The 25,561-nt window shown below is 54.8% G+C and carries 28 protein-coding genes and 2 tRNA genes; 16 read left to right on the top strand and 14 right to left on the bottom strand.

All coding sequences use genetic code 11. The features are described from left to right. Nucleotides 1-8 precede the first annotated feature (8 nt). Nucleotides 9-920: a DNA-binding transcriptional activator PunR gene (punR, locus tag AM379_RS17850; RefSeq protein ID WP_025204357.1), complete on the bottom strand. Its 912-nt coding sequence runs from the start codon at nt 918-920 to the stop codon at nt 9-11. Between the two features lie 115 nt (nt 921-1,035). Here punR and punC point away from each other — a divergent pair, with 115 nt between their 5' ends. Together punC and cfa are read left to right on the top strand one after the other, a co-directional pair. Continuing rightward, nucleotides 1,036-2,235, top strand: coding sequence for a purine nucleoside transporter PunC (gene punC / locus AM379_RS17845; RefSeq protein WP_106503986.1), 1,200 nt, complete (start codon nt 1,036-1,038; stop codon nt 2,233-2,235). A 299-nt stretch (nt 2,236-2,534) separates the two neighbouring features. Next, on the top strand, nt 2,535-3,683 hold the full coding sequence (gene cfa, locus AM379_RS17840; RefSeq protein WP_014169766.1) for a cyclopropane fatty acyl phospholipid synthase: 1,149 nt from the start codon (nt 2,535-2,537) through the stop codon (nt 3,681-3,683). Between the two features lie 28 nt (nt 3,684-3,711). On the opposite strand, the gene AM379_RS17835 is transcribed toward cfa, so the two are convergent. Next, nucleotides 3,712-4,353, bottom strand: a complete 642-nt coding sequence (locus AM379_RS17835; RefSeq protein WP_020884345.1) for a riboflavin synthase — start codon at nt 4,351-4,353, stop codon at nt 3,712-3,714. Nucleotides 4,354-4,578: 225 nt separating this feature from the next. Here AM379_RS17835 and mdtK point away from each other — a divergent pair, with 225 nt between their 5' ends. The 4 genes from mdtK (at nt 4,579) to AM379_RS17815 (ending at nt 7,977) form a co-directional block, all read left to right on the top strand. Beyond that, complete coding sequence (gene mdtK, locus AM379_RS17830) at nt 4,579-5,952, top strand: MdtK family multidrug efflux MATE transporter (protein WP_106503985.1); 1,374 nt, start codon at nt 4,579-4,581, stop codon at nt 5,950-5,952. Between the two features lie 153 nt (nt 5,953-6,105). Then, a tRNA-Val gene (locus AM379_RS17825) sits at nt 6,106-6,182 on the top strand. A 4-nt stretch (nt 6,183-6,186) separates the two neighbouring features. Then, nucleotides 6,187-6,263 (top strand) — tRNA-Val (locus AM379_RS17820). Nucleotides 6,264-6,381: 118 nt separating this feature from the next. Further along, nucleotides 6,382-7,977: an FAD-NAD(P)-binding protein gene (locus AM379_RS17815; protein WP_106503984.1), complete on the top strand. Its 1,596-nt coding sequence runs from the start codon at nt 6,382-6,384 to the stop codon at nt 7,975-7,977. 28 nt (nt 7,978-8,005) lie between these two features. On the opposite strand, the gene AM379_RS17810 is transcribed toward AM379_RS17815, so the two are convergent. Continuing rightward, nucleotides 8,006-8,641 carry a carbonic anhydrase gene (locus AM379_RS17810; RefSeq protein ID WP_014169762.1) on the bottom strand — a complete coding sequence of 212 codons (636 nt, stop codon included), beginning with the start codon at nt 8,639-8,641 and terminating at the stop codon, nt 8,006-8,008. A 72-nt stretch (nt 8,642-8,713) separates the two neighbouring features. Then, nucleotides 8,714-9,496: an MBL fold metallo-hydrolase gene (locus AM379_RS17805; RefSeq protein ID WP_106503983.1), complete on the bottom strand. Its 783-nt coding sequence runs from the start codon at nt 9,494-9,496 to the stop codon at nt 8,714-8,716. 125 nt (nt 9,497-9,621) lie between these two features. Here AM379_RS17805 and AM379_RS17800 point away from each other — a divergent pair, with 125 nt between their 5' ends. Next, the gene (locus AM379_RS17800; RefSeq protein WP_020884349.1) at nt 9,622-9,762 is read left to right on the top strand and encodes a hypothetical protein; all 141 of its coding nucleotides are present in this window, start codon (nt 9,622-9,624) and stop codon (nt 9,760-9,762) included. 36 nt (nt 9,763-9,798) lie between these two features. Here AM379_RS17800 and AM379_RS17795 read toward each other — a convergent pair whose 3' ends face one another. From AM379_RS17795 to AM379_RS24210, 4 genes are all read right to left on the bottom strand, one after another. Next, on the bottom strand, nt 9,799-10,278 hold the full coding sequence (locus AM379_RS17795; RefSeq protein ID WP_020884350.1) for a GlcG/HbpS family heme-binding protein: 480 nt from the start codon (nt 10,276-10,278) through the stop codon (nt 9,799-9,801). 89 nt (nt 10,279-10,367) lie between these two features. Beyond that, nucleotides 10,368-10,979, bottom strand: a complete 612-nt coding sequence (locus AM379_RS17790) for a response regulator transcription factor (RefSeq protein WP_044867548.1) — start codon at nt 10,977-10,979, stop codon at nt 10,368-10,370. Further along, a complete protein-coding gene (locus AM379_RS17785; RefSeq protein WP_106503982.1) occupies nt 10,972-12,297 on the bottom strand; it encodes a sensor histidine kinase in 1,326 nt (441 codons plus the stop codon). Before AM379_RS17785 ends, AM379_RS17790 begins: the two co-directional genes overlap by 8 nt. A gap of 107 nt (nt 12,298-12,404) precedes the next feature. Then, the gene (locus AM379_RS24210) at nt 12,405-12,572 is read right to left on the bottom strand and encodes a hypothetical protein (protein WP_014169756.1); all 168 of its coding nucleotides are present in this window, start codon (nt 12,570-12,572) and stop codon (nt 12,405-12,407) included. Between the two features lie 244 nt (nt 12,573-12,816). On the opposite strand from AM379_RS24210, the gene AM379_RS17780 reads away from it, so the two are divergent. From AM379_RS17780 to AM379_RS17765, 4 genes are read left to right on the top strand one after another with little or no spacing between them, the layout of a single operon-like run. Continuing rightward, the gene (locus AM379_RS17780) at nt 12,817-13,647 is read left to right on the top strand and encodes an ABC transporter substrate-binding protein (RefSeq protein WP_106503981.1); all 831 of its coding nucleotides are present in this window, start codon (nt 12,817-12,819) and stop codon (nt 13,645-13,647) included. Nucleotide 13,648: 1 nt separating this feature from the next. Next, nucleotides 13,649-14,464: an amino acid ABC transporter ATP-binding protein gene (locus tag AM379_RS17775; protein ID WP_014169754.1), complete on the top strand. Its 816-nt coding sequence runs from the start codon at nt 13,649-13,651 to the stop codon at nt 14,462-14,464. Next, complete coding sequence (locus tag AM379_RS17770) at nt 14,464-15,210, top strand: amino acid ABC transporter permease (RefSeq protein WP_106503980.1); 747 nt, start codon at nt 14,464-14,466, stop codon at nt 15,208-15,210. Before AM379_RS17775 ends, AM379_RS17770 begins: the two co-directional genes overlap by 1 nt. After that, complete coding sequence (locus tag AM379_RS17765) at nt 15,194-15,880, top strand: amino acid ABC transporter permease (RefSeq protein ID WP_106503979.1); 687 nt, start codon at nt 15,194-15,196, stop codon at nt 15,878-15,880. Before AM379_RS17770 ends, AM379_RS17765 begins: the two co-directional genes overlap by 17 nt. On the opposite strand, the gene fumD is transcribed toward AM379_RS17765, so the two are convergent. From fumD to AM379_RS17745, 4 genes are all read right to left on the bottom strand, one after another. Next, complete coding sequence (gene fumD / locus AM379_RS17760; protein WP_014831602.1) at nt 15,861-16,070, bottom strand: fumarate hydratase FumD; 210 nt, start codon at nt 16,068-16,070, stop codon at nt 15,861-15,863. The genes AM379_RS17765 and fumD overlap by 20 nt on opposite strands. A 108-nt stretch (nt 16,071-16,178) precedes the next feature. Then, a complete protein-coding gene (locus AM379_RS17755; protein WP_014169750.1) occupies nt 16,179-16,991 on the bottom strand; it encodes a MetQ/NlpA family ABC transporter substrate-binding protein in 813 nt (270 codons plus the stop codon). A 28-nt stretch (nt 16,992-17,019) separates the two neighbouring features. Beyond that, nucleotides 17,020-17,688: a methionine ABC transporter permease gene (locus AM379_RS17750; RefSeq protein WP_020884356.1), complete on the bottom strand. Its 669-nt coding sequence runs from the start codon at nt 17,686-17,688 to the stop codon at nt 17,020-17,022. Next, complete coding sequence (locus tag AM379_RS17745; protein ID WP_106503978.1) at nt 17,681-18,703, bottom strand: methionine ABC transporter ATP-binding protein; 1,023 nt, start codon at nt 18,701-18,703, stop codon at nt 17,681-17,683. The genes AM379_RS17750 and AM379_RS17745 overlap by 8 nt, the downstream gene beginning before the upstream one ends. A gap of 399 nt (nt 18,704-19,102) precedes the next feature. Here AM379_RS17745 and AM379_RS17740 point away from each other — a divergent pair, with 399 nt between their 5' ends. From AM379_RS17740 to lpp, 5 genes are all read left to right on the top strand, one after another. Further along, the gene (locus AM379_RS17740) at nt 19,103-20,473 is read left to right on the top strand and encodes a pyridoxal-phosphate dependent enzyme (RefSeq protein WP_106503977.1); all 1,371 of its coding nucleotides are present in this window, start codon (nt 19,103-19,105) and stop codon (nt 20,471-20,473) included. A gap of 11 nt (nt 20,474-20,484) precedes the next feature. After that, nucleotides 20,485-21,630 carry a trans-sulfuration enzyme family protein gene (locus tag AM379_RS17735; protein ID WP_032678003.1) on the top strand — a complete coding sequence of 382 codons (1,146 nt, stop codon included), beginning with the start codon at nt 20,485-20,487 and terminating at the stop codon, nt 21,628-21,630. A 73-nt stretch (nt 21,631-21,703) separates the two neighbouring features. Next, the gene (ynhH, locus tag AM379_RS24645) at nt 21,704-22,000 is read left to right on the top strand and encodes a protein YnhH (protein ID WP_419145756.1); all 297 of its coding nucleotides are present in this window, start codon (nt 21,704-21,706) and stop codon (nt 21,998-22,000) included. A gap of 7 nt (nt 22,001-22,007) precedes the next feature. Further along, complete coding sequence (gene pykF / locus AM379_RS17725; protein ID WP_014169744.1) at nt 22,008-23,420, top strand: pyruvate kinase PykF; 1,413 nt, start codon at nt 22,008-22,010, stop codon at nt 23,418-23,420. A 310-nt stretch (nt 23,421-23,730) separates the two neighbouring features. Continuing rightward, a complete protein-coding gene (lpp, locus tag AM379_RS17720; protein WP_001082307.1) occupies nt 23,731-23,967 on the top strand; it encodes a murein lipoprotein Lpp in 237 nt (78 codons plus the stop codon). 60 nt (nt 23,968-24,027) lie between these two features. Here lpp and ldtE read toward each other — a convergent pair whose 3' ends face one another. Continuing rightward, nucleotides 24,028-25,041 carry a L,D-transpeptidase LdtE gene (gene ldtE, locus AM379_RS17715; protein ID WP_020884361.1) on the bottom strand — a complete coding sequence of 338 codons (1,014 nt, stop codon included), beginning with the start codon at nt 25,039-25,041 and terminating at the stop codon, nt 24,028-24,030. Nucleotides 25,042-25,138: 97 nt separating this feature from the next. Beyond that, on the bottom strand, nt 25,139-25,555 hold the full coding sequence (gene sufE, locus AM379_RS17710; RefSeq protein WP_025204370.1) for a cysteine desulfuration protein SufE: 417 nt from the start codon (nt 25,553-25,555) through the stop codon (nt 25,139-25,141). Nucleotides 25,556-25,561: the final 6 nt, after the last annotated feature.

Below are 25,561 nucleotides of genomic sequence, written 5' to 3'. Positions count from 1 at the left end.
GGGGCCAGTTATACTGGCTCCCGTAGCCATTCCCGGTTAAGCGTCTCACTGTCTCCCAGGTAATCCAGAAGCCAGGCCATTGCGGGCGACACATCATTTTGTTGCCAGGTGAGGCAACAGGCCGCATCCGGAAAAGGATTTTCCAGCGTCAGTTCAACCCATTCACCGGTGTCGATTCGGGGCCGCGCAAAATGGCCAGGGACCATGGCAACGCACAGCCCTGCGCTGAGGCATGTTGCTGAGGATTCCCAGTCCGGCGCAACCACCCGTCGCTGGTTATCCAGCAGCCAGGTAATGCGTTTGGGCAACGAACGCGAGGTATCTTCCAGCACCAGCGATGGCCAGTTACGCAGCGTTTCGTCGCTGAGCGGCCCGTCCAGGTCAGCCAGCGGATGATCGCTTGCCACCACACATTTCCAGCTGAGCATGCCCATGTCGCGAAAGGCAAAGCGTCCCCCAACCGGAATCGCCTGCGTGGCACCGATCGCCATCTCTGCCCTGCCATCCGCCAGCGCATCCCAGACGCCGTTAAACACTTCCTGGGATACCCGCAATTCGACATCCGAGAAATGGCGATAGAAATCGACAATCATCTGCCGGGTACGTTCCGGTTTTACGATGTTATCCACGGCAATGGAAAGATGTCCTCGCCAGCCGTTAGCGATCTGCTGACACTGTTCGCGGGTGATCTGCATTTTTTTGATAACAGAACGCCCTTCTTTCAAAAACCATGCCCCGGCGGGCGTTAATTCCACATCACGGTGACGCCGTTCAAACAGCGGAACGGCCAGCCATTCCTCAAGCTGACGCACCGTATAGCTGATTGCCGAGGGGACGCGGTGCAACTCCTGCGCTGCACCGCTAAAGCTGCCGTTGCGTGCAACAGCATCGACCACTTCAAGAGAATAATCTGACCACATTTTCTGCCTGCAAAAATTTTGAATGCACTCGCCAAATATTAGCGTTTCACAAGCTGCTTTGCACTCCCTACACTCTGCGCAAACATAGACCTGCCTCCCTCAGGAGAAAAAAACAATGCAACCCAGGAAAGGATTTTTAGTCTGGCTCGGTGGTTTAAGCGTGCTGGGCTTTTTAGCCACTGATATGTACCTGCCCGCCTTCGCCGCAATGCAGGAAGATTTACAGACCCCGGCGGCAGCCATCAGCGCCAGCCTGAGCGTATTCCTCGCGGGCTTTGCCTTCGCGCAGCTGCTCTGGGGGCCTCTCTCTGACCGCTTTGGCCGTAAACCGGTGCTGTTGCTGGGGCTGGCTATCTTTGCCGTCGGCTGTCTGGGAATGTTATGGGTACGCGATGCAACCTGGCTGCTGGTACTGCGCTTCGTGCAGGCCGTTGGCGTCTGTGCTGCTGCGGTGACCTGGCAGGCGCTGGTCACCGACTACTATCCGGCCAACCGTACAAACCGCATTTTCGCCACCATTATGCCGCTGGTAGGGCTTTCGCCTGCCCTCGCCCCGCTGCTCGGGAGCTGGATCCTGGCGCATTTCGACTGGCAGGCCATTTTCGCTACGCTGTTTGCCATCACGCTGGTCCTGATGATCCCGGCATTCACACTCAAGGCGGCACATAAGAAAGAGACGCCTGCTGACACGACACCGGTGACCTTCACCTCTCTGCTGAGCACCAAAGCGTACCGCGGTAATGTCCTGATTTATGCCGCCTGCTCGGCGAGTTTCTTCGCGTGGCTGACCGGTTCGCCGTTCATTCTTCACGATATGGGTTACAGCCCGGCCGCCATTGGTCTGAGCTATGTCCCGCAGACCATCGCGTTTCTGGTCGGGGGCTATGGCTGTCGCGCGGCGCTGCAAAAATGGGAAGGCCAGCAGATGCTGCCCTGGCTGCTGGTACTCTACGCGCTGAGTGTGATCGCCACCTGGGCTGTGGGCTTTATCCCGGGCGCAGGTCTGGCAGAAATTCTGATTCCCTTCTGCGTGATGGCCGTGGCGAACGGTGCGATTTACCCTATCGTCGTGGCCCAGGCGTTACGTCCGTTCCCACAGGCAACAGGTCGTGCGGCCGCGCTTCAGAATACCCTGCAGCTGGGTCTGTGCTTCCTGGCAAGCCTGGTGGTCTCTGCGCTGATTGCCACGCCGCTCCTGACCACCACCAGCGTCATGCTGGTTACGGTTGCGCTGGCCCTTCTGGGATACCGTATGCAGTCAGCGGCACAACGTGAGCTGGATGACCGCGCAGAGGTGAAAACCTCGCATGCATAATCGCGCCAGAAATTATGTTAAATATCAGTGATTAGGTTGCTAAGAATTTTCTATTGAATCACCAAATTTTGAGGCCTATACTAAATTTGGTTCGATTAAATACGATAAATATTAAGTGTTAACGGGAGCCGGAGCGCTCCCGTTTTACCATGGAAGGCATTTCGGCAAGGGTTATCTCCCTTCCTCTGTTCTACGTCGGATACTAGCCTCACGGGGAAATACCGTGAGATTTCTCACAAACCATAAAAAGCGTCTACGCTGTTTGAAGGTTCTGATCACAGTAAGGTGATGGAGAAGCTATGAGTTCATCGTGTATAGAAGAAGTCAGCGTTCCGGACGATAACTGGTCCCGGATCGTCAGTGAACTGTTAGGTCGTGCAGGCATCACTATTAATGGATCTTCACCATCCGATCCACAGGTTAAGCATCCCGACTTTTTTAAACGCGTATTGCGAGAGGGATCGTTAGGCCTGGGGGAAAGTTATATGGACGGCTGGTGGGAGTGTGAACGGTTGGATATGTTTTTCTCCAGCGTTTTACGCGCCGGTCTGGAAAACCAGCTCCCCCGCAATCTGAAAGATACATTACGTGTCGCCTCCGCCCGGCTGTTTAATCTGCAAAGCAAAAAACGGGCGTGGATCGTCGGCAAGGAGCATTACGACCTCGGTAATGACCTGTTCAGCCGCATGCTCGATCCTTTCATGCAATATTCCTGCGCCTACTGGAAAGAGGCCTCAACCCTTGAAGAAGCCCAGCAGGCTAAGCTGCGTCTGATTTGTGAAAAACTGCAGCTACAGCCGGGCATGCGTGTGCTGGATATCGGCTGTGGATGGGGTGGTCTGGCCTATTTTATGGCGAAGCATTATGGTGCCAGCGTGGTCGGTGTGACCATTTCAGCTGAACAGCAAAAAATGGCACGGGAGCGCTGCCAGGGCCTTGATGTGGATATTCGCCTTCAGGATTATCGCGACCTGAACGAGCAGTTTGATCGCATAGTCTCCGTCGGCATGTTCGAACACGTGGGGCCGAAAAACTATGACACCTACTTCAGCGTGGTGGACCGTAACTTGAAACCTGACGGCATCTTCCTGCTGCACACCATTGGTTCTAAGCGCACCGACAATAACGTCGATCCGTGGATCAACAAATACATCTTTCCGAATGGCTGTTTGCCGTCCGTTCGCCAGATTGCTAACGCCAGTGAACCTCATTTCATTATGGAAGACTGGCATAACTTTGGCGCGGATTATGACACCACGTTGATGGCATGGCATTCACGTTTCCAGGAAGCCTGGCCAGAAATTGCGGACAACTATTCTGAACGGTTTAAACGGATGTTCAGCTATTATCTCAATGCCTGCGCAGGCGCCTTTCGCGCGCGTGATATTCAACTTTGGCAGGTTGTTTTCAGCCGAGGGATAGAACACGGTTTGCGGGTCGCACGCTAAAAAAAACCCCGGATTTCCGGGGTTCATTTTATTCTTCTTCTGCGGTCTTTATTATTGCGGCTTCTTTTGCCGCCAACAGCCGCTCAACGGTATCCACAACCGCCTGAGTCTGCGGATCGATTTCGATATTAACCCGATGCCCCAGTTTTTTCGCCCCCAGGGTTGTACGCTGGAGAGTTTCAGGAATTAAATGCACGCAGAAACGGGTCGGCGTCACTTCCCCAACCGTCAGGCTAATCCCATCAATACCAATAAATCCTTTATACAGGATGTATTTCATTAATGAAGGATCCTGCACTTTAAACCAGATTTGACGGTTATTTTCCGAGGTGACAATCTTCGCCACTTCCGCGGTGGTCATAATATGGCCTGACATCAGATGGCCGCCAATCTCATCGCTGAACCTGGCCGCACGCTCTACGTTTACGGTATCCCCTACCACCAGCTCGCCCAGGTTGGTGATGCGCAGCGTCTCTTTCATTAAATCAAAGCTAATCTGGTTCCCGTTAATTTCGGTTACCGTCAGGCAACAGCCGTTATGTGCAATCGAGGCGCCAGTTTCAATGCCATCAAGCATATATTCCGGAAGCTCAACCACATGAGTTCGGAAATTAGGTTTTTCATCAATGGACACCACTTTGGCGGTGCCCTGCACAATACCAGTAAACATGCTTACAACTCCTGTTTTTTCCGGACGGTGGTGACACCGTTTAATCCCACCACAATAACAGTTGGAAAAACAGGTTGCCAGCGGAGCGCATTTTGTGGCGATTTTTTCACTAGATAAATAGCTAAACCCCGCTACAATAGCTGGCACCCCCCTGCATTTTCTTCTTGCTGCCAGTTACGGCGGCCTTTTTAGTCTCTCAAATAACTAGAATATAAAGGTGTTCACGTGCAGAAGTACATGAATGAAGCGCGCCAGTTATTGGCACTGGCTATACCAGTGATCATCGCGCAAGTAGCCCAGACCGCAATGGGATTTGTGGATACGGTAATGGCGGGTGGCTACAGCGCCACCGATATGGCCGCCGTGGCAATAGGCACCTCGATCTGGCTTCCGGCCATCCTGTTTGGCCACGGCCTGCTGCTCGCCCTCACCCCGGTTATCGCTCAGCTAAATGGCTCAGGGCGACGTGAACGTATTGCCCATCAGGTTCGACAGGGGTTCTGGCTGGCAGGGTTTGTCTCCGTGCTGATAATGGTTGTGCTGTGGAATGCCGGTCATATCATCCGCGCCATGCATAATATTGACCCGGCACTGGCTGACAAAGCCGTCGGCTATCTGCGGGCCCTGCTGTGGGGTGCGCCTGGCTATCTGTTCTTCCAGGTCGCGCGTAACCAGTGTGAAGGTCTGGCGAAAACCAAGCCCGGAATGGTAATGGGCTTTATCGGCTTGCTGGTGAATATTCCGGTGAACTACATCTTCATCTATGGTCACTTCGGTATGCCGGAGCTCGGCGGCGTCGGCTGCGGCGTGGCGACGGCTGCCGTCTATTGGGTGATGTTCTTCAGTATGATCTCCTATGTGAAACGTGCCCGTTCAATGCGCGATATCCGCAATGAACGTTCGTTCAGCACGCCGGACTGGAACATCATGACGCGTCTGGTGCAGTTAGGCCTGCCGATTGCGCTGGCGCTGTTCTTTGAAGTGACGCTGTTTGCCGTGGTCGCCCTGCTGGTTTCTCCGCTCGGCATTGTGAATGTAGCCGGTCACCAGATTGCGCTGAACTTCAGTTCCCTGATGTTCGTATTGCCGATGTCGCTGGCCGCAGCGGTGACCATTCGCGTGGGCTTTCGTCTGGGGCAAGGTTCGACACTGGATGCGCAAACGGCGGCCCGCACGGGGCTTGGCGTCGGTGTCTGTATGGCCATCTGTACGGCACTGTTTACCATCACGCTGCGTGAGCAAATTGCCCTGCTTTACAACGACAACCCGGAAGTGGTGGCCCTGGCCTCCCATCTGATGCTGCTTGCCGCGGTGTACCAGATCTCCGACTCCATACAGGTGATTGGCAGCGGCGTACTGCGTGGGTATAAAGATACGCGTTCGATCTTCTTTATCACCTTCATCGCTTACTGGGTGCTGGGTCTGCCGTGTGGTTATATCCTGGCGCTTACCGACCTGGTGGTTGACCGCATGGGGCCGGCAGGATTCTGGATGGGCTTTATCATCGGCTTAACCTCTGCGGCAATTATGATGATGCTGCGCATGCGCTTCCTGCAACGCCAGTCATCCGCGGTAATATTGCAACGCGCTGCACGTTAAATACACAGTAGCCGCCAGCTGGCGGCTACTTTCTCTTCACTTTGCGCGGTAATAAAGCAATCGCGTGAAATCAGAGAGAAAAATGCATTTTCCCTCTTGCCTCAACGATGCTGTGCCGCTAATATTCGTCCCCGTTGTCACCGACAACACGTTGCGTTCATAGCTCAGTTGGTTAGAGCACCACCTTGACATGGTGGGGGTCGTTGGTTCGAGTCCAATTGAACGCACCATTCTGCGTCCGTAGCTCAGTTGGTTAGAGCACCACCTTGACATGGTGGGGGTCGGTGGTTCGAGTCCACTCGGACGCACCATTTCAGTCCTGAAATGGTGCAAATCCTCTTCTTAAGCCCTGATTTTTCTTAATACCCCAATTTCATCATTATTCTCCTGCTACGCTTTTCTTATGGAAAAAAAACAGGAAGACTGTCGATGAAGAAAATCGCCATTATCGGCTCCGGCCCTACAGGGATTTACACCTTTTATTCTCTTCTTAAGAACGCGTCGCCGCTCTCTGTCTCCGTTTTTGAAGAGGCAGACGAAGCTGGCGTGGGAATGCCCTACAACGACGACGATAACTCTCGCCTGATGCTGGCCAACATTGCCAGCATTGAAATCCCGCCCCTTTTTATGACCTACCTCGACTGGCTTAAGCGCCAGAGTGAAGCCCATCTGGCGCGCTTTAAGGTTGATAAAGCCACCTTGCATGACAGACAGTTTTTGCCCCGTATTCTGCTGGGCGAGTATTTTCGCGACAGTTTCCAGACGATAGTCCAGGAAGCTAAGAGGCGGGGATTTCAGGTTGAGATCCACACGTCTGCCACCGTCACCGATGTTGCCCCGTCCTCCTCCGGCGTGACGCTTTCGGTCAATGAGACGCCGTTTCCGGAACGATTCGATCTCGCCGTGATCGCCACCGGGCATGTCTGGCCAGAAGAAGAGGAAGCCACGCGCGCGTATTTCCCAAGCCCGTGGTCAGGGTTGATGGATGCCCGCATCCGCCCCTGCCGCGTCGGTATTATGGGAACATCCTTAAGCGGGCTGGACGCGGCGATGGCCGTGGTCATGCAGCACGGTGAGTTTCGCAACGACACATTCCTCCTCGATAAAGGAAGTGAAGCGTTAAAAATTGTACTCATGTCCAGGACCGGGATTCTGCCAGAGGCCGATTTTTACTGCCCTATTCCGTACGAACCGCTGTCGGTATTAACCGAATCGGTACTCGAAGCCGAAATCGCCAAAGGATCAGACGGTCTGCTTGACCGCATTTTCGCCCTGATGGTGAAAGAGCTTGAACTCGCCGACCCGGCCTGGTGTGAGAAAATATCGCTGCGCATTCAGACGGCGGACAGCCTTCGCGAAGCGTGGTTTGAGGATCGAAAACAGCACGGTCCGTTTACCTGGGCTGAAGAGAACCTGAATGAGGTCGAGCGGAACAAACGTGACCGGCGCACGGTGGCCTGGCGCTACACCGTGCTTCGGCTGCATGAAGTGGTCCAGGAGATGGTTCCTCATCTTACCGAAAAGGACGCTGAACGCTTTAAAAATGGGCTGGCACGCGTCTTTATCGACAACTATGCCGCCATTCCCCCGCAGTCGATTCGCAGGCTTCTCGCGCTTCGTGAGGCCGGCATCATTAGTGTTGTGGCGCTGGGTGATGATTACACGCTGGATATTGGCAGCGCGCAGACGGTCATCGCCACACAAGAGACGACCTACCGTTTCGACGTTTTTATTGATGCCCGCGGGCAAAAGCCGCTTAAAACAAAAGATCTGCCCTTCCCTACGCTGCGCAAGCAGCTACAGGCGACGGGCGATGAGATCCCGGATATTGGCGAGGATTACACGTTAAAAGCGCCGGAAACGCTTCGCGGACGCATTGCATTTGGCGCAATCCCGTGGCTGATGCACGATCGCCCTTTTGTTCAGGGACTGGCGGAATGTGCAGAGATAGCAGAGGCGATGGCAAAAGCCGCAGAGAAAACCGCATCGGGTTCAAGAAGGAAATTACCGTACAGTGATGACTGACAGGGCATCCGTGCCCTGCAACGCGGGATTACTCGAAGTAAACCTGCGGGTTATCGGATAAAGAGACGAAGGTTTTCGTCTCTTTATCCAGTGCAAGAATTTTGCCGCTTTCAATGTCATACACCCAGCCGTGAAGACGGATGGCGTTGTTGCGCAGGCCCACCGCCACTGACGGGTGAGTCTTAATGTTGCTCAGCTGCGCAAACACGTTTTCCTGCACCATCGCATTCACTTTATCGATTGGCTTATCCCAGGTTTTCTTCTCAACCACCGCTTTTGCCGCATCGGAATAGCGTAACCAGTGAGAAACCGCCGGCATAGGTTCGAGGTCCGCATTGTCGGCAATGGCTTTCATCGCCCCACAGTTGGAGTGGCCGCAGATAACAATATCGGTCACGCCCAGCGCAACAACCGCGTATTCAATCGTTGCGGAGACACCGCCTGGCTCAGGGCCGAACGGTGGCACGATGTTGCCAGCATTACGAATGACAAAGAGTTGTCCTGGCTCTTGCTGAGTGACCAGTTCTGGGACCAGACGGCTGTCAGAGCATGAGATGAACAGCGCTTTGGGATTCTGGCTGGACGCTAAACTGCGGAAGAGCTCTTTACGTTGCGGGAAAATCTCTTTTTGAAAGCTGAGAAAACCTTCAATGATATGTTGCATAGCAATTTCTCTTTTATCTGTTTTAGTTTAGGTATGATCGGGATCACACAAGTAAAGTTTACCCACCGGACTTTACTTCAGACAAGCAATATATTTCTGGCCCGACCGCTGCACAATCTCATCCGCATTCGCCAGGATATTTTGCCCTTCAAAAGCGCCGTACAGGCGAGCGAATTTTTTCCCCACCAGCCGCCCGGTCACGTCTTCGACGCTGCGGGCGGGCAACGGCAGCATATTCGGATAGCTCCACATAAACGAGACGGCATCTTTGCCCGGCGTGACCTGCAGAATATCGCCTGCCAGCAAGAGACCACCACCCTCCTGCCAGTGCAGCACCGTTCCGCCAGCGAAATGTCCTCCGAGACGTAATAACGTTACCGCGGGGAAAATGTCCAGCGTATCGCCCTGCCAGAAGTGGAGCATCGGGCTGTCGCGCATAACCCACTCGCGATCGTTCGCGTGCAGGTAAACCGGCGCATCGAAAGCCCCGGCCCACTCCTGCATCGTGGTGTAGTAGTGAGGATGTGAAATCGCGATCGCGCTGATGCCGCCGAGCGCCGTGATGATGGTTCTGGTTGCCGGGTCGAGATTCGCAATGCAATCCCAAAGGATATTGCCGTGGGGGGTACGCAGAAGCAGCGCGCGCTGGTTGATGGCAAAAGCGGGCACCGTTTTGATACTGAGCAGCTGCGGCTCAAGCTGCTGCCATTTATTGCTGTGTGTGGCCGTCACCGTCGCAAAATCACTCCACGCCTGGCCGCTGGCCGGAACATACTGGCGTTCATCCTCGCACACAGGGCATCGCGCCGGCGTTGCGTCATAAGAGGTACCGCAGGTTTTACACAGTGTAATCATGAGATCTCCTCAGCGATAAAGCACTGAGTATGGCAGGGATTATCGTTATGTGCTGCGCGGTACATTGCCGGCTCTTTTTGCCCTATACTGTGCCAGTATCAAAAACCGAACAAAGCAGGTGCCATATGGAAATTGATCTCGAAAACTTGGTCTTTAACGGGCTGGATGAAGCTGAAGAGCGTAACGCGGAACGTCTCGACGACGCTGATAAAAAAGCGCAGTCGATTATCGCCGATGACGACTGCGGTGATGCCTGCAAGATCTGATGATAAAGCACCGGAAAACCCGGTGCTTTTTTTATATTATTTCTTCAGCCCGTCAATCGCCGCCTGCGCGCACGCTTCATCCAGATGACCACCCGGCGCACCGCCGATCCCTATTGCGCCGATCACCTCATCCCCCTCTTTCACCGGCAGACCACCGGCCAGCAGCAGGAAGCCCGGAATATCACGCATGTTTTGTGCGCCGGCATTGCTCTGCGCGGCTTCCATAACCTTGCCTGACGCATTTTTTGCACTCAGCGCGGTATAGGCTTTCATTTCGCTGGCTTTTACCGTGTGTGGCCCGGCATTGTCGGTACGCTGCACCGCTTTGACCACACCGGCGCGGTCCACCACGGTGACCGTCACCTGGTAGTTTTTCGCTACGCAGGCCTGAATGGCGGAGGTCGCCAGCGCGTTGGCCTGCGCCAGGGAGAGATTTTTCTGGTTCAATGCGTCGGCCTGTGCCGTCAGGCTTACGCTACCGGCGACAAGCGCGGCTGCCATCATTACTTTTTTCATCGCACGTCCTCGAATGATTGAATACCGTTCGATCGTACTCAGACGCGCGATGAAGCGTAATTCGGTTGATTACGCAATTATCCTGGTAGTTATACGGATTGTAATTTGTCGTAATCGCGGATTGCCTGCACCAGGCTGGTCACGCCAAGCTTGGCGAACGCCGCGGCCCGGTGCGCTTCAACCGTTCTGGGCGAGAGGTTCAGCTGCAGGGCCACCTCTTTATTGCTGCATCCTTCCATCAGCACCGCCAGCACCTCGTGCTCACGCGCCGTCAGTTGTTCGAAACGCGCTTTAATCCGCGACGTTTCCTGCCAGCGGGTCAGTCGTCTCTGGCTCTCTTCGAAGGCGAGCCCTACCGTTTCAATGAGCTTATCGGCATCCAGCGGCTTGGTGAAAAATTCAAAGACGCCATTGCGAAAGGCGCGGCGGCAGGCATCAACGGTGCCGTGTCCGGTCATGACGATAACCGGCAACAGCGGCCAGGGCCATTTGCCCTCCTCCAGCCAGGTCAGCCCGCCTTTTCCCGGCATGCGCATATCCAGCAGCAAACAGCCGACGAGCGCCGCGCGCCCACCGTGCGCTGACGTAAACGCGTCAACGCTTTCAAACCCATTGACCTGCCAGCCCATTCCCGAGAGTAAGAAGGCCAGCGACTCACGGATGGATTCATCGTCATCAATCAGCCAGACTGTGTTATCCACGCGTATTTACCTCTCCACTCGCCAGTTTTAACCGGACCTGCGCCCCGCCCTGGGGCGCATTGCCCAGCGTAATTGATCCGTTCATGCGCGTCATCAATGACTCCGTTAACGTCATTCCCAGCCCTATTCCCTCCCTCCGCCCGCTGTAAAACGGCATAAAGGCGTTCTGCAAGGCCTCCGGGCTAAAGCCAGGTCCTCCATCGGTGAGGGTGATATAAATCCAGTTTTCCCGTTTCTCGCTGGTTATTTTCACCCACCCTTGCGCGCACTCTTGCTGGGCCTGAATGGCATTACTGAGCAGATTATGCAGCACCTGTTCAAGCCAGAGTCGGTCTGCCAGAACCCGCGTGGCACCTGCCGCGAACGCATGGCTCACCGCGATATGCTCAGAGCGGCGTTCATGTTCCAGGAGATCGACCACCTGCTGCCAGCACGGTTTCAGGTCGATATCGCGCAAGGTGACTTTTTCCTGAACCACATGTTCGCGAAAGCGGGTTAAGAGCGCGCTGATACGCTGGGTTTGTACCAGCGCGGCAGCCAGCGCCTGCGATACGGCCTGCGGATTCGCCTGCTGTTGCTGGCGCTGAGCACCCTGAATCCAGGTCTGAACGGCAGTCAGCGGCTGGTTAATCTCATGCACGATCCCAGCGGTGATCTCTCCCAGGGTGTTGAGCCTTGCATGCTGGTAATAGTGTGCGCGCTGTTCGGCGTGCTGGCGCTGCCGCCGTTGCCAGAGCAGCAGGCTGGCCGCGGCGATAAGCACCGCCCAGCCGAAGAACAGGAACGGATATACCCACCAGGAGACGGCCAGCCAGTGCGGCTTTGCCGTGGCCATAAGGGTAAAAGGTTGTGTGGGTTGCGTGAAGGTCCGCTGCCAGTGCCAGAAAGCCCCGGCAGGGGGCGCGTTATCTGCGTCATTGAAGCGAATGGCAAGTGCATCAAAGGTATGTTGGGTGCTGAGCAGCGGCGCAAGATCGATAAGTACGCGGATCTGACGCCAGGGGTTATACAGCCAGTACTGATAATCGCGGGTCGATTCCACACGGGCAGCGTTCAGCGCACGGCCTGAGGTTTTCTCAAGGGCGAGGATGTGCGGGAATTTTTTGCGCAGAGCCGCGAGGTCTTCCTCACCGTTGAGTAACGGCAAAACAGATTCATTTTGCGTCAGCACGGCGCTAAGGGTGGAATAGCGTGTCGAAAACTCACGATCGCGTTCCCAGAACTGGCGGCGGATCTGTTCGGCATAAAGCAAAACGCCGCTGATGAGGCACGCCAGCAGCCAGACAATAACCGTGCGCCTGAAAAGAGTGTTATTCATTCCATTAACGGGTCAGGAGATTCATCCTGCCGACATTAGCAGTTAACCGTTGTCAGAACAAAATTTCGCACAGCTCATTCCAGTACATTTCGCGCGTGCGGCGCAGTTCAGCGTGACGTCTTATCATGGAACCACTCCGGATCAATGTTGGCAACGTCTACGCCATACAGGCTGGCGACAGGCAGTACGGACTCAAGAACACGTTGCGCGCTGTTCTCCGCATTCGCTGGTCGGGTCGCAAAAAACCGCCGTAACGTGTTTATCCACTTTTTCATCGTCTTTCCCCCTTTCGCTTCACTTGCCCTAAGTTAAACACCCAACACCCGCACAGGGGAAATACCAAAATCCACTGTCGATGTGCAGGATTTGCAAATAGCCCTCCATTCTTTTACTCGCCATTAACACCTTCTTCACTAATGCTTTTTTGCTTATTGCAAAGAACGATTTCTTATTTGGCGAGAGCTTTCGCTTATGGGAGCGTAACGGGGTAAAACAAAAACAACGGGATGAACAATCACTATGGCAACAAACACGAAAGGGTTTAAAAAAAGGACACTGGTGCTGGGCTTACTGGCGGCAGGCGGTCTGTTCTCGATGCAGGTGCAGGCCGATCAACTGGCGGATATTAAAGCCGCAGGCGTGGTCAAAGTTGCCACCTTTGATGCCAATCCGCCGTTTGGCTCCATCGATGCAAAGACCCATGAGATTGTCGGCTACGACGTCGATTTCGCCAGAGCGCTTGCCAGTGCACTTGGCGTGAAGCTTGAACTGGTCGCCACCAACCCGGCTAACCGCATTCCCCTCCTGCAGTCCGGTAAGGCAGATTTGATTGTGGCAGATATCACCATTACCCCGGAACGGGCGCAGGTGGTTGATTTCTCCCTTCCCTATTTCGTGACCGGCCAGCAGTTCCTGGTACCGGTAAAAGCTGCCGATACGCTTGATGCCTATAGCCGGGCGCGCATTGGCGCGGTAAAAGGCACAACGGGTGAACAGGCGCTGCACCAGCGTTTCCCGCACGCCCGCGTGCTCTCTTATGACGATATTCCGCTGGCGCTGACGGCCCTGCGCAACGGTAACGTGCAGGCTATCACTCAGGACAGTACGATTCTGGCCGGTCTGCTGGCGCAGGCGCCGGACAAGGCGAACTTCAAAATCCTGCCCGATCTGCTCAGCAAAGAAGAGATTGGCGTGGGGGTAAAAAAAGGCGAAACCGCACTGCTGAAAGCCGTCAACGACGAGCTTGTTAACCTTGAGAAGAACGGTCAGGCGGCAAAAATCTATGACGTCTGGTTCGGTCCGGATACCCCCTCCCCACAGCCTCGTGCCTTTAAAATAGAAGCTCAGTAATATGCTCTCAGCGCTTTTTTCACACTCCGCGGCCGGTGCCGCGGATTTTTCACATCTGGAACACGCCAGCGTCGAGTTTCGCGATGTGCAGAAACATTACGGTAACCATCAGGTCTTAAAGGGCATTAACCTCACCATCACGCCAGGTGAAGTGGTGGCCATTCTCGGGCCTTCGGGTTCCGGAAAATCCACCCTGATCCGGCTTATCAATCAGCTTGAAACCCTGAGCGGTGGCGAGATCCTGATCGATAACAAGCCCACCGGACGGCTCTCCGGTACCGCGCTGCGTCAGTTGCGCAGCCGCGTCGGGTTTGTGTTTCAGCAGTTCAATCTTTACGCCCACCTCACCGCCAGTCAAAACATCACTCTGGCGCTGGAGCATGTTCACGGCTGGAAGGCCCAGCCAGCTCAGGCGCGGGCGCTGGCACTGCTGGAAAAGGTGGGGATGCTGGAAAAAGCACACCATTTCCCTGCCGAACTTTCCGGCGGTCAGCAACAGCGCGTGGCGATTGCCCGCGCGCTGGCCTCTTCACCGCAAATCATTCTGTTCGATGAGCCAACCTCCGCGCTTGACCCGGAGATGATTGGCGAAGTGCTGTTCGTGATGAAGGCGCTTGCGCACAGCGGGATTACCATGATTGTGGTGACGCATGAGATGCAATTTGCCCGGGAAATTGCCGACCGGATTGTGTTTATCGACGCCGGGCACGTTCTTGAAACCGCGCCACCGGAGCAATTTTTCAGGCAACCGTCGCACCCACGCGCTCAGCGATTCCTGCAAAAAGTCCTGAACCCGCTGCATCAGGAGCATCTCTAATGCCCGCACTTGACTGGCAGGGCGTGCTGACCGGACAGCCCCTGCAGTGGATCGTATCCGGATTTCTCACCACCCTGTGGGTGACGCTCGCGGGGATGCTGCTGGCAACCCTGCTCGCGCTGCTTTTTCTGCTTCTGCGCCTGACGGGTGGACGTGTCGGGAACGCGGTCGTCAGTAGCTGGGTGTCGCTGTTTCGCAATACACCGCTGCTGGTGCAACTGCTGTTCTGGTATTTCGCCGCCTGGAACGGGTTACCGCATGCGTTCCGGGATGCCGTGAATGCGGATCACCGCTGGTCCGTTTTGCCCGGTGACGTCTGGTGGTTTACCCCCGAGTTTTTATGCTCTGCATGGGGGTTAGGCGTATTCACCTCGGCTTTCTTGATTGAGGAAGTGGCATCGGGACTACGTTCAGTCCCTGCCGGGCAACGGGAAGCGGCGCTCGCACAAGGATTTTCCGCGTGGCGCTTGTTTCGTTACATCCTTCTGCCGCAGGGGCTGGCCAACGCCTGGCAACCCGTTGTCGGGCAGTATCTCAATCTGATGAAACTCTCATCGCTCGCCAGCGGCATTGGCTTTGCCGAATTGACCTATCAGGTGAGACAGATTGAAAGCTACAACGCCCATGCGCTGGAGGCGTTTACCGTCGGCACCGTCCTGTACCTGCTTACCGGTATGCTGATGGGGGCGGTACTGGTGCGCCTCGGCCCAATCTCAGGGAGGAGAAACCATGCTTGCCGGACTTAATGTCATTACCGATAACCTGGATTACCTGCTCTGGGGACGTGCGGCAGTTGGTGAGCCTGGCGGGGTCTTGCTCTCGTTGCTGATGGCGCTGGGCGCGGCGTCTCTCGCCCTGCCCGGTGGAATTGCTCTCGCGTGCCTGGCCTGGCGTTTTACGGGGCTTGTGCGCAAGGCGCTCTTTGTATGGGCGGAGTTCATTCGCGGGATCCCGCTAATCTTTGTGATTTTCTGGATGTGGTATCTGCTGCCGCTCATCACCGGCGGCGATCTCCCGGGGGCGCTCACCGTCACGCTGGCCCTGGCCTGGTTTACCGCGGCCTCGGTTATGCATTCAGTGCTGGCCGGACTCAGCGCCTTACCCTCAGGGCAGTACGAGGCCGCCCTGTCTCAGGGTTTCAGTACCCGGCAAACGCTGTCGCGCGTGCTGCTGCCGCAGGCGCTGCGCAATATTCTGCCGTCACTGGTGGGGATTTTTATCAGCCTGCTGAAGGATACGTCGCTGGCGTTTATTGTGAATGTCCCTGAGCTCACCACGGTGGCCGGCCAGGTGAACAACCGGGTGCAAATTTACCCGGCAGCCATTTTTATCTTTACGGGTGTGGTCTATTACCTGCTCTGCTGCTCCCTTGAGCAGCTTGCGAAACGCTGGCGCTTCAACCGGCCAGCGCTTTGACCACGGTTTCCATCGCCTGGGTGGTTAACTCGCTACGTTTTACGCGCTGGTTCGCCAGCGCCGTACGCAGCACCCCCGCAATGACAATATGCTTCGGCTCCTGCCCCAAATCACGCATCTCCAGAACGACCTTCCCGACCACCCGACACATCTCCTGATACAGCGCTTCGTCTTTGGTCACATTACCCATCGTCATCACTCCATTGCCCTAAACTCTCAGCTTAAATGATTCATCGCCCGGATACAAAAAAGAAGCCCGGCGAGAGTCCCGCCGGGCTTCATTCGTAAAATCAATAAATTAGTTGTTTACCGGGATCACTGCGCCTTTGTATTTGGTGCGGATCCAGTCCTGAATCGCTTTGGAGTGCAGAACGTTCACCAGCGCGACGATATCTTTCTTCTTCTCGTCACCACGATGCACGGTAATGATGTTGGCATACGGGTTATTTTCACCACTCTCTACCGCAATCGGGTCATGTACAGGATCAAGGCCCGCATCAATCGCGTAGTTGGCGTTAATCACGACCGCGTCACCTTCGTCGTTGTTGTACATCTGTGGCAGCAGAGAGGCTTCCACGTTAGGTGTAAACTGCAGTTTTTTTGGGTTTTCCACGATATCGCTGATACGCGCGGTCACTTTGTCGATGCCCGGTTTCAGTTTGATCACACCCTCTTTTTCGAAGATAGAGAGAATGCGGCCCTCTTCAGATACAGCATCACGCATGATGATTTTGCCGCCCTGCGGCAGATCTTTCAGGGATTTGTATTTTTTGGAGTAGATCCCGATAGGCTCGATGTGGATCGCGCCCGCGCTGACAAAATCATAATCCTTATCACCGGCGTGATCTTTCAGCACGCTGTTCAGGTAAGGAATATGCTGGAAATAGTTAGCGTCAATATCATGACCCGCCAGCGCGGTGTTGGGCAGAATGTAGTCCTGGAAAGGTTTGATCTCCAGATCGATACCCTGCTTCGCCAGGATAGGCTTCGCCTGCTCCAGAATTTCGGCGTGCGGCGTGTTGGATGCCCCCACGGTCAGGGTATCAGCCCAGGTGGCAAAGCTCAGGGCGCTCAGGGTTGCTGCGGCGATCAGTGTCAGTGTTTTTTTCATGATGATGGTTCCTGTGTGTTATTAGAGATTATCGTTTATCTAACAGTGAGGTCAGGACGTCGCCGCAGAACTGGATAATGAAAACGATGATCAGAATGGTCACCGTCGCCACCAGCGTGACGTCGCCATGGTTGCGCTGGAATCCTTCCAGATATGCCAGATTTCCCAAACCGCCTGCGCCAATCACCCCCGCCATGGCGCTGTAACTCACCAGCGCAATCAGCGTTACCGTAATACCTGATACCAGTGCAGGTGATGACTCCGGCAGTAAAACCCGAAACACCAGGGTGCTCAGCCGTGCGCCCATTGAGCGCGTGGCTTCAATAACCCCCTTGTCCACTTCACGCAGGGCAATTTCGACCAGGCGAGCGTAGAACGGTGCCGCACCGACAATCAGAGCCGGCAGCGCCGCGTTGGCGCCAAGAATGGTGCCGACAAGGGTTTTCGTGAACGGGATCAACAGCACAATCAGAATGATGAACGGGATAGAACGAAACACGTTCACCACAATTGAAATCACGCTGTAGACCGTGCGGTTGTGGAACAACCCGCCGCGCGCGGTTAAAAACAGCGCCAGGCCAAGGACAATTCCAAGAACAAAGGTTGCCACGCCGGAAAGGGCAGTCATGTACAGCGTTTCCAGCGTCGCCGCCCAGAGTTGCTCCCACTTCAGATGAGGAAAAAGCGTCTCAGCCATGTTTAATTACCTCGCCTTCAATATCGCTGTGCTTCAGGTCGGCGAGGATATTGCTCAGTTGTTCATCCGATGCCACGACGTGTACCCAGAGTTGCCCAAATACGCCGTGGGCCGTTTGGGTCATTTTTCCGTGCAGAATGTTAAACGGCAGGCCGTAGCGCAGAGTCAGCTCGCCCACGATCGGCTTATGGGTGCTGTGGCCCGTAAAGGTCAACCTGATGACGCTACCTTCAAGGTCAGCTGCCAGCTCCGTATTAAACGTCTCTTCCTCGGCATACTGGCTCACCTGGCGGACGAACTGCTGAGTGATAGGCTGCTGCGGACGGGTAAAGACGCTCAGCACCTCCCCCTCTTCCACCACTTTGCCGTTCTCCATCACCGCCACGCGGTCGCAAATTTTGCGCACCACGTGCATCTCGTGCGTGATCAGCACGATGGTCAGCCTGAAGCGGCGGTTAATGTCCAGCAGCAGATCGAGGATTTGATCGGTGGTCTGCGGGTCGAGGGCTGACGTGGCTTCATCGCACAGCAATACGTCGGGGTTATTGGCCAATGCACGCGCAATCCCCACACGCTGTTTTTGCCCGCCACTCAGCTGCGAGGGATAGGCGTTCTCGCGTCCCTTCAGCCCAACGAGATCGACCAGTTCGGCCACGCGGGCCTTAATGTTGGCTTTTGACACACCGGCGATTTGCATTGAGAACGCGATATTCTCACTCACCGTGCGCGACCAAAGCAGATTGAAGTGCTGGAAGACCATGCTGATTTTCAGACGCGCCTGGCGCAGTGCTTCGCCCTTTGCGGCAGAAATGTCCTGTCCGTTGATGGTCACACTGCCGCGAGTGGGTTTTTCCAGTCCATTCAGCAAACGAATAAGAGTACTTTTACCCGCGCCGCTGTAACCGATAATGCCGTATATCTGCCCCTGCTCTATCGTCAAATTGACGTTATCAACGGCAGTGAGTGCAACCTTCCCGTTGTCAAAAACCTTCGAAATATTGCTGAGTACAATCATTCTTATGTGTAATCCGTCCCGCGCATGGCGGTTTAGCAGTATGGATGTCCAAATGATAGTAAACAGGCGTTATCACCTTTTAAATGAACAAAAAGGAATTTGTTATAACTTGCAGGAATAAATAGCGATTTTCGTACCGGCAGGCATTTAGACCAATTTCAGAAATGATTATCTGGCATGTGCATATCAGTGGTTCATCACCTGATGAAAACGGTTAATTTTGCAGCATTTTTGACTGATATAGACATCCTCACATCCAGAGCACTTTACGTCTTGCTATCCCTCCATCCAAAAACGGCATTTATATTCTTTTCTGTTCTAAAACGGAGTGAAGGATTCTTTAAGGGGTTAATTTCCCCGCCCTATCATCCTGTCATGACCTCCTGAAAGGAAAACACCATGACGATTTACCACTCCGTCACCGAACTGATTGGCCACACCCCGCTTATCCAGCTGCATAAGCTTGATACCGGTCTGTGCTCGTTGTTTCTGAAGCTGGAAAACCAGAACCCGGGCGGTTCGATTAAAGACCGCGTTGCACTGTCGATGATTAACGAAGCGGAGCGCAACGGTCAGCTGCAGCCAGGCGGTACCATCATTGAGGCGACGGCGGGAAATACCGGTCTTGGCCTGGCCTTGATCGCCGCGCAGAAAGGCTATTCACTGATCCTGGTGGTGCCAGACAAAATGAGCCGCGAGAAGATTTTCCACCTGCGGGCACTGGGGGCTCAGGTGGTACTGACCCGCTCCGATGTCAATAAGGGCCACCCTGCCTACTATCAGGATTACGCGCAACGTCTGGCGAATGAACTGCCGGGGGCGTATTACATCGATCAGTTTAATAACGAAGCCAACCCGCTGGCGCACCGCACTACCACCGCGCCTGAACTGTATGAACAGCTTGACGGTAAGATTGACGCCATCGTCGTCGGCGTGGGGTCTGGCGGGACGCTGGGTGGGCTACAGGCGTGGTTCGCTGAGCACTCACCGCAGACTGAATTTGTGCTGGCCGACCCGGCCGGTTCGGTCCTGGCCGATCAGGTAGAAACGGGATGCTATCAGGATGCGGGCTCGTGGCTGGTTGAGGGGATTGGTGAAGACTTTATTCCTCCGCTGGCACACATCGAAGGGGTGAATCGTGCCTGGCGCATCACCGATCGCGAGGCTTTCACCACCGCCCGCGAGCTGCTGAAAACGGAAGGTATCCTGGCAGGCTCCTCCAGCGGCACCCTGCTGGCGGCTGCGCTGAAATATTGCCAGGCACAGACCACCCCGAAACGGGTTGTGACCTTCGCCTGCGACAGTGGCAACAAATATCTCTCAAAGATGTTCAACGATGACTGGATGCGCCAGCAGGGTTTGATCTCCCGGCCGCAGGCTGGCGATCTCTCCGACTACATTGCCCTGCGCCACGATGAAGGCGCAACCGTCACCGCCGCGCCAAATGACACCCTCTCCACCGTACTGGCGCGGATGCGTTTGTATGATATCTCCCAGCTGCCGGTCCTGGAGAACGGTCAGGTCGTGGGCATCATCGACGAGTGGGATCTTCTGCGCCATATCGGTGGCGATGGCGACCGCTTCTCGCTTCCCGTGACCGCGGCAATGACCCGTCAGGTGGAGTTCCTCGATAAAAATGCCCCGGAAAGCGCCCTGAACACCATTTTCGATCGCGGTCTGGTGGCGGTCATTAATGACAATGACCGCTTCCTGGGCCTGATTACGCGCAGCGATGTTCTTACCGCCTGGCGCAACCGTCTTCAGCAATAAAGGAATACATGATGAAAAATCTGGCAACCCTGAGCGTACACAGCGGTGAGTTTAACGATCGGCATGGCGCGGTCATGCCCCCGATTTACGCCACCTCCACGTTTGCGCAACCGTCACCCGGCGAGCACACCGGCTATGAATATTCGCGCAGCGGCAACCCGACCCGCCATGCGCTGGAAACCGCCATCGCCGAACTGGAAGGCGGGACCCGCGGCTATGCCTTCGCTTCCGGCCTCGCCGCCATCTCTACCGTGCTTGAACTGCTGGATAAAGACAGCCATATCGTCGCCATTGACGATGTCTACGGCGGGACCTGGCGCCTGATTGAAAACGTGCGCAAACGTAGCACCGGCCTGCAGGTGAGCTGGGTCAAACCGGACGATTTGGCCGGTCTTGAAGCCGCCATCCGGCCGGATACGCGAATGGTATGGGTTGAAACGCCAACCAATCCGTTGCTTAAACTGGCGGATCTGGCGGCTATCGCCGACATCGCCCGTCGTCATCACGTCATCAGCGTGGCCGATAATACCTTCGCGTCGCCCGTCATCCATCGTCCGCTGGAAACGGGGTTCGACATCGTCGTGCACTCTGCCACCAAATACCTGAATGGTCACTCGGACGTGGTCGCCGGACTGGCGGTTGTGGGGGATAACGCCGCGCTGGCGGACAAGCTTGCCTACCTGCAGAACGCGGTCGGCGGTGTACTGGATCCGTTTAGCAGCTTCCTGACGCTGCGCGGTATTCGTACGCTGTCGCTGCGGGTAGAAAAACACAGCACCAACGCGCTGGCCATTGCGCAATGGCTGGAGCAACAGCCGCAGGTCGAAAAGGTATTTTATCCGGGGCTGGAATCACACCCGCAATATTCGCTTGCCCGCACGCAGATGGCGCTGCCGGGCGGCATGATTTCTCTGGTGGTGAAAGGCGATGCGCAACGGGCCACAGAGGTGATCCGCACACTGAAATTATTCACCCTCGCCGAAAGCCTGGGTGGCGTGGAAAGTCTGGTCAGCCAGCCTTACAGCATGACTCACGCTTCGATTCCGCTTGAGCAGCGGCTGGCCAACGGCATCGTACCGCAGCTGATTCGCCTGTCCGTGGGCATTGAAGATGCCAAAGACCTGATTGCCGACCTCAGCCAGGCGCTGAAAAACTAAGCAAAATGCGGCAGGTCACGCACCTGCCGCGATAAGATGTCATCTAACCTTAACGCCTTGATAACAATCTCATGTGGATCTGCACAGATTATTTTTGAAACGCTGTTTTCATTTTCCTTTTATCTTAAAATCAGCGTATAATGCGCGCCTAATCCCTGGTGAATGGTTTCAGCGCTTGGAATACAAAAAACAACGTACAACTACTCCTCTCCTTCGTTGGGCTGTCACTCAGGCACACTTTCTTCTGCACGCTCATTTGATGTCTCCTATCCTTAGTGCGTGTCATATACTCTTTTGCAACACAGGTTTGACTCCGCGGCGGTGCGCCCCCGGAGCGAGATTTCCATATCCTTCCCAACTTAAAGACTAAGACTGTCATGAAAAAGACGAAAATTGTTTGTACTATCGGCCCGAAAACCGAATCTGAAGAGATGCTGAGCAAAATGCTGGACGCCGGCATGAACGTTATGCGTCTGAACTTCTCCCACGGTGACTATGCTGAACACGGTCAGCGTATTCAGAACTTGCGCAACGTGATGAGCAAGACCGGTAAAAAAGCAGCCATCCTGCTGGATACCAAAGGTCCAGAAATCCGCACCATCAAACTGGAAGGCGGTAACGACGTCTCTCTGAAAGCCGGCCAGACCTTCACCTTCACCACTGACAAGACTGTTGTCGGTAACAACGAAATCGTTGCGGTCACCTATGAAGGTTTCACCAGCGACCTGTCCGTTGGCAACACCGTGCTGGTAGACGATGGTCTGATCGGCATGGAAGTGACCGCCATCGAAGGTAACAAGGTTATCTGTAAAGTGCTGAACAACGGCGACCTGGGTGAAAACAAAGGCGTTAACCTGCCAGGCGTTTCCATCGCGCTGCCAGCCCTGGCTGAAAAAGACAAACAAGACCTGATCTTCGGTTGCGAGCAAGGCGTCGACTTCGTTGCGGCATCCTTCATCCGTAAACGTTCCGACGTGGTTGAAATCCGTGAGCACCTGAAAGCGCACGGTGGCGAGAAGATCCAGATCATCTCCAAAATCGAAAACCAGGAAGGCCTGAACAACTTCGACGAAATCCTCGAAGCGTCAGACGGCATCATGGTTGCACGTGGTGACCTGGGTGTTGAAATCCCGGTTGAAGAAGTTATCTTCGCGCAGAAGATGATGATCGAGAAGTGTGTTCGCGCGCGTAAAGTGGTTATCACCGCAACGCAGATGCTGGACTCCATGATCAAAAACCCACGCCCAACCCGCGCAGAAGCTGGCGACGTGGCGAACGCCATCCTCGACGGTACCGATGCAGTCATGCTGTCCGGCGAATCCGCGAAAGGTAAATACCCGCTGGAAGCCGTTGGCATCATGGCGACCATTTGCGAACGTACTGACCGCGTGATGACCAGCCGTCTGGACTTCAACAACGACAGCCGCAAACTGCGTATTACCGAAGCAGTCTGCCGCGGTGCGGTAGAAACCGCTGAGAAACTGGAAGCGCCTCTGATTGTGGTTGCCACCCAGGGCGGTAAATCTGCTCGCGCAGTCCGTAAATACTTCCCGGACGCGACGATCCTGGCGCTGACCACCAACGAAACCACTGCCCGTCAGTTGGTGCTGAGCAAAGGCGTGGTTGCGCATCTGGTGAAAGAAATCGCGTCTACCGACGATTTCTACATTCAGGGTAAAGCGCTGGCGCTGGAAAGCGGCCTGGCACAGAAAGGCGACGTTGTGGTCATGGTTTCTGGTGCGCTGGTACCAAGCGGAACCACCAACACAGCATCTGTTCACGTGCTGTAATAATTCCCGAACGAATTAATTTTCATAAAAAGCGTCCTCCGGGACGCTTTTTTTATTTCATGCATTAGCCAAAGTCATTCAAAAAGCAAATCGGGTTTCTCTATTTAATTGCGAATTATCTAAGATGAATCCGATGAAAAATGCCTTTTTTTACAGAGCTTTTTGCCAAAAAAGGGCCGATTCGATGCTTCTTTGAGCGAACGATCAAAAATAGGCGTATTCCCATCAAAAAAATATTCTCAACCTAAAAAACTTTGTGTAATACTTGTAACGCTACATGGAGATTAACTCAATCTAGAGGGTATTAATAATGAATCGTACTAAACTGGTACTGGGCGCGGTAATCCTGGGTTCTACTCTGCTGGCTGGTTGCTCCAGCAACGCTAAAATCGATCAGCTGTCTTCTGACGTTCAGACTCTGAACGCTAAAGTTGACCAGCTGAGCAACGACGTGAACGCAATGCGTTCCGACGTTCAGGCTGCTAAAGACGACGCAGCTCGCGCTAACCAGCGTCTGGACAACCAGGCTACTAAATACCGTAAGTAATAGTACCTGTTAATAAAATGGCGCACATTGTGCGCCATTTTTTTTGTCTTCGTCAAACCCCTACTGCGTCACCTTCTCACCGTCATCTTCCGCGACCGCAGCGGATGTCCGACTGTTTTGTACTGACAATACGTTCTGACGCGCTGACGCGCCGTTATCGGCCGACACGGCTACCGGGATCCCCGCGCGGCGTGACAAGGCTTTATCGATAAGCGCTTTATCACTTCCTGACTGCGAGACAAACGTCGCAAAGTCTGCGGAATGCGAAATGGGTGTCATCTGGGGGTTTTCACCCTCAACCTGCGCCAGCGGACGATGCACTTCAATATAGCGTTTACCGTCAGGCTCAACGGAGAACTTCACCGGCTCATTAATGATTTGCACCCGCGTGCCGACCCGCACCTGCTCAAACAGCGCTTTGATATCCGGCGCGTTCATGCGCATACAGCCAGAGCTGACCCGCAGGCCGACGCTGTCCGGCGCACTGGTGCCGTGGATCAGGTATTCCCCGTGACCCACGCCTAAACGCAATGCAAAGCGTCCTAGCGGGTTATTTGGCCCGGCCGGGACCACGGGCGGCAATTTAATGCCCTGCTCCAGAGAGCGCGCTCTGATGCCCGGTGTTGGGGTCCAGGTAGGATTAGGGATCTTCTGGCTGACCCGGGTGGTGGTGACCGGCGTTTCCAGCCCCAGTTGCCCAATGCCGAGCGGGAAAACCTGAACAATGTTTTCGCCCGGCGGGAAGTAGTAAAGCCGCAGCTCCGCCAGGTTCACGACAATCCCCTCACGGGGCGTGTCGGGCAACAGCATCTGCGAAGGGATCGTGATCACTGTCCCCGGCGCAGGGTTTACCGGCGCAATAGTATTATTGGCTTCAAGGATAAGCTGTGCGGCAGTATTAAACCGGCGAGCGATGGTCTGAAGTTTATTATCCCCTTCCTGTATCGTGTAGGTTTGATTTTGCCCAATCAGACGGCTGCCTGCGGGCGGCAACGGGTAATCCATCGCGCGGGCCGAATTAAGAGCACCGAGCGAACCCAGGAGTAATAGAGTTATTAGAGACGCGCGCTTCATGCTGAGATTCCTTATTCACTGGCCGGATGCCAGAAAGCTGAAAAACCAGCGAGGCGGGAACCACCTCGCGAAACAGAATGAATGCTGTTCTGTAAGTCTAGCTAAGGATTGCAGCTTTGGCGCGGATGGCGCGAATCATCGCTTCCAGCCCCTGGGAACGGGACGGGGTGAGGTGTTGGGTCAGGGCCATTTTTTCAAACCACGGGCGGACATCAAAAGCGACAATATCCTGCGCTGACATCTGGTGATAGAGAATAAATACCACCGCAATAAGCCCTTTCACAATAGCGGCATCGCTGTCGCCCTGTAATTCGATCACGCCGTCGCGCGTCTGCTCCATCACAATCCAGACCTGGCTCTGACAGCCCTGAATAATATTTTCCGGGTTGTGTGCCTCTTCGCTGAGCGGTGGTAAACGCTGGCCCAGTTCAATGATATAGAGGTACTTCTCTTCCCAGTTTGCGCAACGCCCGAAGTTACGCAGTAATTTTTCTTTATCCGGCAAATCTGCCATCTTTCG

Source organism: Enterobacter cloacae complex sp. FDA-CDC-AR_0132 (assembly GCF_003010695.1).
Lineage (GTDB): Bacteria > Pseudomonadota > Gammaproteobacteria > Enterobacterales > Enterobacteriaceae > Enterobacter > Enterobacter ludwigii.
Note: the sequence above shows the minus strand (reverse complement) of the source record. Positions and strands in the feature narration are given on the sequence as shown.

What these genes read in the sequence shown, in the direction of transcription:
- AM379_RS24210 (WP_014169756.1), bottom strand. Translation starts at nt 12,572, where the DNA reads ATGAAAAAGTGGATAAACACGTTACGGCGGTTTTTTGCGACCCGACCA.
- AM379_RS17750 (WP_020884356.1), bottom strand. Translation starts at nt 17,688, where the DNA reads ATGGCTGAGACGCTTTTTCCTCATCTGAAGTGGGAGCAACTCTGGGCG.
- AM379_RS17740 (WP_106503977.1), top strand. Translation starts at nt 19,103, where the DNA reads ATGACGATTTACCACTCCGTCACCGAACTGATTGGCCACACCCCGCTT.
- AM379_RS17775 (WP_014169754.1), top strand. Translation starts at nt 13,649, where the DNA reads ATGCTCTCAGCGCTTTTTTCACACTCCGCGGCCGGTGCCGCGGATTTT.
- AM379_RS17735 (WP_032678003.1), top strand. Translation starts at nt 20,485, where the DNA reads ATGAAAAATCTGGCAACCCTGAGCGTACACAGCGGTGAGTTTAACGAT.
- fumD (WP_014831602.1), bottom strand. Translation starts at nt 16,070, where the DNA reads ATGGGTAATGTGACCAAAGACGAAGCGCTGTATCAGGAGATGTGTCGG.
- lpp (WP_001082307.1), top strand. Translation starts at nt 23,731, where the DNA reads ATGAATCGTACTAAACTGGTACTGGGCGCGGTAATCCTGGGTTCTACT.
- AM379_RS17810 (WP_014169762.1), bottom strand. Translation starts at nt 8,641, where the DNA reads ATGCAACATATCATTGAAGGTTTTCTCAGCTTTCAAAAAGAGATTTTC.
- AM379_RS17780 (WP_106503981.1), top strand. Translation starts at nt 12,817, where the DNA reads ATGGCAACAAACACGAAAGGGTTTAAAAAAAGGACACTGGTGCTGGGC.
- AM379_RS17785 (WP_106503982.1), bottom strand. Translation starts at nt 12,297, where the DNA reads ATGAATAACACTCTTTTCAGGCGCACGGTTATTGTCTGGCTGCTGGCG.
- AM379_RS17755 (WP_014169750.1), bottom strand. Translation starts at nt 16,991, where the DNA reads ATGAAAAAAACACTGACACTGATCGCCGCAGCAACCCTGAGCGCCCTG.
- pykF (WP_014169744.1), top strand. Translation starts at nt 22,008, where the DNA reads ATGAAAAAGACGAAAATTGTTTGTACTATCGGCCCGAAAACCGAATCT.
- AM379_RS17815 (WP_106503984.1), top strand. Translation starts at nt 6,382, where the DNA reads ATGAAGAAAATCGCCATTATCGGCTCCGGCCCTACAGGGATTTACACC.
- AM379_RS17835 (WP_020884345.1), bottom strand. Translation starts at nt 4,353, where the DNA reads ATGTTTACTGGTATTGTGCAGGGCACCGCCAAAGTGGTGTCCATTGAT.
- cfa (WP_014169766.1), top strand. Translation starts at nt 2,535, where the DNA reads ATGAGTTCATCGTGTATAGAAGAAGTCAGCGTTCCGGACGATAACTGG.
- AM379_RS17745 (WP_106503978.1), bottom strand. Translation starts at nt 18,703, where the DNA reads ATGATTGTACTCAGCAATATTTCGAAGGTTTTTGACAACGGGAAGGTT.
- punR (WP_025204357.1), bottom strand. Translation starts at nt 920, where the DNA reads ATGTGGTCAGATTATTCTCTTGAAGTGGTCGATGCTGTTGCACGCAAC.
- punC (WP_106503986.1), top strand. Translation starts at nt 1,036, where the DNA reads ATGCAACCCAGGAAAGGATTTTTAGTCTGGCTCGGTGGTTTAAGCGTG.
- AM379_RS17800 (WP_020884349.1), top strand. Translation starts at nt 9,622, where the DNA reads ATGGAAATTGATCTCGAAAACTTGGTCTTTAACGGGCTGGATGAAGCT.
- ldtE (WP_020884361.1), bottom strand. Translation starts at nt 25,041, where the DNA reads ATGAAGCGCGCGTCTCTAATAACTCTATTACTCCTGGGTTCGCTCGGT.
- AM379_RS17770 (WP_106503980.1), top strand. Translation starts at nt 14,464, where the DNA reads ATGCCCGCACTTGACTGGCAGGGCGTGCTGACCGGACAGCCCCTGCAG.
- AM379_RS17765 (WP_106503979.1), top strand. Translation starts at nt 15,194, where the DNA reads ATGCTTGCCGGACTTAATGTCATTACCGATAACCTGGATTACCTGCTC.
- sufE (WP_025204370.1), bottom strand. Translation starts at nt 25,555, where the DNA reads ATGGCAGATTTGCCGGATAAAGAAAAATTACTGCGTAACTTCGGGCGT.
- AM379_RS17795 (WP_020884350.1), bottom strand. Translation starts at nt 10,278, where the DNA reads ATGAAAAAAGTAATGATGGCAGCCGCGCTTGTCGCCGGTAGCGTAAGC.
- AM379_RS17805 (WP_106503983.1), bottom strand. Translation starts at nt 9,496, where the DNA reads ATGATTACACTGTGTAAAACCTGCGGTACCTCTTATGACGCAACGCCG.